The sequence below is a fragment of the Pseudomonas sp. Sample_16 genome (genome assembly GCF_004307665.1).
In the GTDB taxonomy this organism is placed as follows: domain Bacteria; phylum Pseudomonadota; class Gammaproteobacteria; order Pseudomonadales; family Pseudomonadaceae; genus Aquipseudomonas.
Map to the genome: position 1 here is coordinate 136,308 of NZ_RCOB01000108.1, position 5,690 is coordinate 141,997.

The following is a 5,690-nucleotide window of genomic DNA, read 5'->3' on the forward strand; positions in this document are numbered from 1 at the left end:
TCGCAGCCCAGCGGGAGCAAGCTCCCTCGCCACAGTTGTCAGTATTCCAGGTCATTTATCTGTACTAACAAAAACGCCGCGATCTCTCGCGGCGTTTTTGTGTCAGTTGCCTTACCCCAGGTTCTTGCCGAGCAGTGCGTGGTATAGCTCGCTGTCGCCAAGGATGCCGACCACTTTGTTGTTGTCGTGCAAGACCAGCTTGTTGCCCGTTTGATAGCGGATCTGCAGCGCATCACGCATGCCGATATTCGAATCCACCAGCGTCGGTCGGCGACCCAGGCCTTCGACTGCCTGCCCCGGGATCCAGTTCTGCAAGTCCAGCGCCGAGCCGTTCTGGCGAGCCCCCTTGATGGTGTTGCCTTCAGCCAGGTCCAGCCACGAATCGCCGCCCGGATCGAGACACACCGAACCGTTGATGCGTTTGCAGTTGTCCAGGGTGCGCATCAGGCTGCGACCACACAGCACGTTCAACGGGTTGGTGTGGGCCACGAAGGTCCGCACATAGTCGTCCGCCGGGTTGAGGACGATTTCTTCCGGCTTGCTGTACTGGATGATCCGGCCGTCTTTCATGATCGCAATACGGCTACCGAGCTTCAGGGCTTCGTCGAGGTCGTGGCTCACGAACACGATGGTTTTGCTCAGCTTGCGTTGCAGCTCCAGCAGTTCGTCTTGCAGGCCCTGACGGATCAGCGGGTCGAGTGCCGAGAACGGTTCGTCCATCAGCAGGATATCGGCGTCCATCGCCAGCGCACGGGCCAGGCCCACGCGCTGCTGCATACCGCCTGACAGCTCATCGGGTTTCTTGTTGCGCCACTGGGTCAGGCCTACCAGTTCGAGTTTTTCATCGACCAGTTTCTTGCGTTCCTTCTCCGGACGACCCTGCATTTCCAGGCCGAAACTGATGTTCTCGCGCACCGTCAGCCAAGGCATCAGGGCGAACTTCTGGAACACCATCGCGATGCGCTTGGTGCGCATCATTTTCAGTTCGGCGGCGGAGCAGGAGGCAATGTTGATCTGCTTGCCTTCGTGCTCGACGAACAACTTTCCGCGGCTGACGGTGTTGAGGCCGTTGATGCAACGCAGCAGGCTGGACTTGCCTGAGCCGGACAAGCCCATCAGGACGCAGATTTCACCTTTTTCGATATCCAGGCTGGCCTTTTCGACGCCGACGATCTGCCCGGTCTTTTTCAGGATCTCGCTGCGGGTCAGGCCCTGGTCGAGAAGTTTCAGTGCTTCGCGCGGATCTTTGGTGAAGATCACGTCGACGTCTTCGAAGCGAATAATGCTCATGCGTCACCCCCTACTTTGGCGTCGGGTTGTTTGCAGATACGGTCGAGCATGATCGCCAGCAGTACGATCGCCAGGCCTGCTTCGAAGCCCAGGGCGATATCAGCAGTGTTCAGTGCGTTGACCACCGGTTTGCCGAGTCCGTCGGCGCCCACCAGTGCCGCGATCACTACCATCGACAGCGACAGCATGATGCACTGGGTGATGCCGGCTGCGATGCTCGGCATGGCGTGGGGCAATTCGATCCGTGTGAGCAGTTGGCGACGCGAGCAGCCAAAGGCCTTGCCGGCGTCCATCAGTTCTTGCGGCACATCGCGGATACCCAGGTAAGTGAGGCGGATGGGCGCGGCAATCGCGAACACCACCGTCGAGATCAGGCCCGGGACCACACCCAGACCGAAGAGGGTCAAGGTAGGAATGAGGTACACGAAGGTCGGTACGGTCTGCATCAGATCGAGTACAGGACGCATCATGGTGTAGAACATCGGTTTATGCGCGGCGACGATGCCCAACGGCACGCCGATCAACACGCAGACCAGGGTGGCGAACAGCACCTGGGCGAGGGTTTCCATGGTTTCCTGCCAGTATCCCAGGTTGAGGATCAGCAGGAAGGAAGCAATGACGAAGGCGGTCAGCCCCCATTTGCGCTGGATGAAGTGTGCCAGTAGTGCGATCAGGCCGATCAAGACCAGCGGGTTGAACCAGGTCAGCGCAAACGTCACGCCGTGGATCATCGTTTCCAGTGACACGGCAATTGCGTCGAAGGTGTTGGCGCCGTGTTGCGTCAACCATTCAACGAAGCCTGCAATGTACTGGCCTAAAGGTATTTTCTGATCAATCAGCATGGTAGTGAACGTCCGCATGCAAGGAAATAAACAGCCCGGGCGGGCTAGCCCGCCCGGCGTAAGCGATTACTGATTCAGCTTGGCTTTCACGGCGTCCAGGCCAGGTTTACCGTCAATGGTGGTCACGCCAGCGAGCCAGGTATCGAGCACCTGGGGATTCTTTTTCAGCCAGGCCTTGGCGGCCGCGTCAGGCTTCATTTTGTCGTCCAGGATGTTGCCCATCAGTTCACTTTCCATGTCGACGGTGAACTCGAGGTTTTTCAGCAGCTGACCGACGTTGCTGCATTCTTCGGCGTAGCCTTTGCGGGTGTTGGTCGCCACGGTAGCGGCGCCAAAGTCGGGGCCGAAGAAGTCGTCGCCGCCGGTCAGGTATTGAATCTTGAAACGTTTGTTCATCGGGTGCGGAGCCCAGCCCAGAAACACCACGGCGGTGTCGCGTTTCTGTGCGCGGTCGACTTGCGACAGCATGCCCGCCTCGCTGGACTCGACGACCTTGAAACCGGCGTCTTTCAGGCCGAAGGCGTTCTTGTCGATCATACTCTGGATCAGCCGGTTACCGTCGTTGCCCGGCTCGATGCCGTAGATCTTGCCGTCGAGTTCTTTCTTGAATTTGGCGATGTCGGCGAAATCATGCAGCCCTTTGTCGTACAGGGCCTGGGGAACGGCGAGGGTGTATTTGGCACCCTTGAGGTTGGTGCGTACGGTTTCTACGGTGCCGGCCTCGCGGTAGGCCTTGATGTCGTTTTCCATGGTCGGCATCCAGTTGCCCAGGAACACGTCCATGTTCTTGCCGTCGGCCAGAGACTTGTAGGTCACGGGCACGGAAATCATGGTGGTCTTGGTCTTGTAGCCGAGGGCGTTGAGCACGACGCTGGTGGTCGCGGTCGTTGCTGTGATGTCGGTCCAGCCGACATCCGAGAAGTTTACGGTGCTGCATTGGGCCGGTTCGGCGGCTTGCGCCAGAACCGGCAGACTAAGCATGACGGCCAACAACAACGACGAAGAACCTTTCATGGATGGACTCCTTGGTGTTTTTTTTGGCAGTGTTCCGATTGGACCACCGCACTTATAGGTTGCGGTTGGATGGCGTTTTGGAGACAGCTCTACCACGGCGCCTTGCAATCGAGTCGATACGATCATGTACCAGTGAAAATCTGACGCCTACAGGGTGCGTCGTAACCAGTACAGGGATGGTCGCATCCAGTGTCAGTGACGTCGTTTACAGCTTTTTTCGGGCTCTTTTGTCCGTCTGAGTCGCAAAAAAACGGCGAATTCGCGACGTAAAAGACACGCGGCGTTCGTGGACATGAGTGCGTCGGTGTGAGACGTCGAACGACACGTCAAAAGCCTGATGATGCGGCCATCCTGACGGATTGCAGCTTGAGCGTAGCAGCTCCGTCACCGGGCGCTTTTGCGCCTGGAGTTGGCACATCCAGGAGTCCGGCAGTAATGGCTATCAGTGTTTTCGACCTGTTCAAAATCGGCATCGGCCCTTCCAGTTCGCACACCGTGGGGCCGATGCGCGCGGCGGCGCTGTTCGTCCAGGGTTTGCGCGAGCGGGGACTGCTTGAGCAAGTGCGGCGCGTTGAAGTTCAGCTCTATGGTTCTTTGTCCGCCACCGGCATTGGTCACGGCAGCGACAACGCAGTGATCATGGGTTTGATGGGCGAGTGGCCGGACGCGATCGATCCGTCGCAAATCGGCATCCGCATCGCCACCTTGCGCGAGACCGACACGCTGTTGCTCGACGGACGCCTGTCGGTGCCGTTCATCTGGGCTCGGGACATGCGCCTGATTGACGAAAACCTGCCGTTCCATCCCAACGCCATGACCCTGGTTGTCGAAGGCGATGAAGGCGAGTTGCATCGTGACACCTACTATTCGGTCGGCGGCGGTTTCGTCGTCGACGAGGCACAGGCCTCCAGCGGAGTCGTCGACCTTGATCGCACGGTGTTGCCGTACGACTTTTCCAGCGCCGCCGAGCTGTTGGAACTGTGCAAGAAGCACAACCTGCGCGTGGCGCAATTGATGCTGGCCAACGAAAAGGTCTGGCGCAGCGAAGAGGAGATCCGCAGCGGCCTGATGACGCTGTGGCGCGCCATGCAGGATTGCGTCGAACACGGCCTCAAGCACGAGGGCATTCTGCCCGGTGGCCTGAACGTGCGGCGGCGCGCGGCCAAGTTGCATCGCAGCTTGCAGGAACTGAACAAGCCCAACGTGATCGGCTCCACTCTCAGCGCCATGGAGTGGGTCAACCTGTTCGCCCTCGCGGTCAACGAAGAAAACGCCGCCGGCGGGCGCATGGTCACGGCGCCGACCAATGGCGCGGCGGGAATCATCCCGGCGGTGCTGCACTACTTCATGAAATTCAGCGAAGACGTGACCGACGCCAATGTCGTCGATTACTTCCTCGGCGCGGCAGCGGTCGGGATTCTCTGCAAGAAGAACGCTTCGATCTCCGGTGCCGAAGTCGGCTGCCAGGGTGAAGTCGGTTCGGCTTGCGCCATGGCGGCGGCAGGGCTGGCGGAAATCCTCGGCGCAACACCGGAGCAACTGTGCAACGCGGCGGAAATCGGTCTGGAGCACAATCTTGGGTTGACCTGCGATCCGGTGGGCGGCCTGGTGCAGGTGCCGTGCATCGAGCGCAATGCGATTGCCGCGGTCAAGGCAATCAACGCCGCGCAGATGGCTCTGCGCGGTGATGGTCAGCATTTCATTTCGCTGGACCGGGTGATTCGCACCATGCGTGATACCGGTGCCGATATGCATGACAAATACAAGGAGACATCACGGGGTGGGTTGGCGGTGAGCGCCGTGGAATGCTGAAACCGAGGTGACCCCAATCGCTGGCAAGCCAGCTCCCACAGGTTCTCTGGTGTAGCTGACATCTTGGTCACACCATCATTGCCTGTGGGAATGGCAAGCCAGCTCTCACAGGTTCTCTGGTGTAGCTGACACCTTGGTCACACCATCATGCCTGTGAGGCCTGGCAAGTCAGCTCCCACAGATTCTCTGGTGTAGCTGATGTCTTGGTCACACCATAAATTCCTGTGGGAGCTGGCTTGCCAGCGATAGCGCCAGACCAGTCAAAACTGCGCGCTAAATGAACACTCGATTTAAAAGGCGCCACCTTTTGGCGCGTCGCTAACAGGTAAATCGTGACTGCCCGGTCAGGTATGAAAAACGAAGCTGACCACTCGTCACCTGCGCCTGTGGTGACACTCTTTGCAAAAGCTCCCAGCCCTGTTCCCACAAGTGCTACCGATTTGCTCACACGCAACGGGGCAGAGCACTTGTCTCGCCTGATGGCACTCTTAACCCCTACTCGCCGCGCGTCATATATAGACACATTCCGACGTCGTTTTTAGGAGTTATTGAACGTGCATTCAAATTTAGGCATGGCAATTGCTCTGTCATTACAAAGCCCGTCTCCAGCGTGAGAACGATGGCAATAACAAGAGCCTCCGCCTGAGGCCATCACCCGCTTTGTGTGAGGAGATACTGCGATGACGTCGTTCAACTCCGGGGCCCAACCCCAGAACCGTGCGCCTCAATCCA

4 protein-coding genes are annotated in these 5,690 nt (G+C 58.6%); 1 reads left to right on the plus strand and 3 read right to left on the minus strand.

Annotation, left to right across the window (positions count from 1 at the left end):
• Positions 1–111 precede the first annotated feature (111 nt).
• From choV to D8U69_RS15985, 3 genes are all read right to left on the minus strand, one after another.
• Positions 112–1,290, minus strand: coding sequence for a choline ABC transporter ATP-binding protein (gene choV, locus D8U69_RS15975; RefSeq protein WP_056853905.1), 1,179 nt, complete (start codon positions 1,288–1,290; stop codon positions 112–114).
• On the minus strand, positions 1,287–2,132 hold the full coding sequence (gene choW / locus D8U69_RS15980; RefSeq protein WP_056853904.1) for a choline ABC transporter permease subunit: 846 nt from the start codon (positions 2,130–2,132) through the stop codon (positions 1,287–1,289). Before choW ends, choV begins: the two co-directional genes overlap by 4 nt.
• A gap of 66 nt (positions 2,133–2,198) precedes the next feature.
• Complete coding sequence (locus tag D8U69_RS15985) at positions 2,199–3,146, minus strand: choline ABC transporter substrate-binding protein (RefSeq protein ID WP_056853903.1); 948 nt, start codon at positions 3,144–3,146, stop codon at positions 2,199–2,201.
• Positions 3,147–3,581: 435 nt separating this feature from the next.
• Here D8U69_RS15985 and D8U69_RS15990 point away from each other — a divergent pair, with 435 nt between their 5' ends.
• Complete coding sequence (locus D8U69_RS15990) at positions 3,582–4,958, plus strand: L-serine ammonia-lyase (RefSeq protein ID WP_056853902.1); 1,377 nt, start codon at positions 3,582–3,584, stop codon at positions 4,956–4,958.
• Positions 4,959–5,690: the final 732 nt, after the last annotated feature.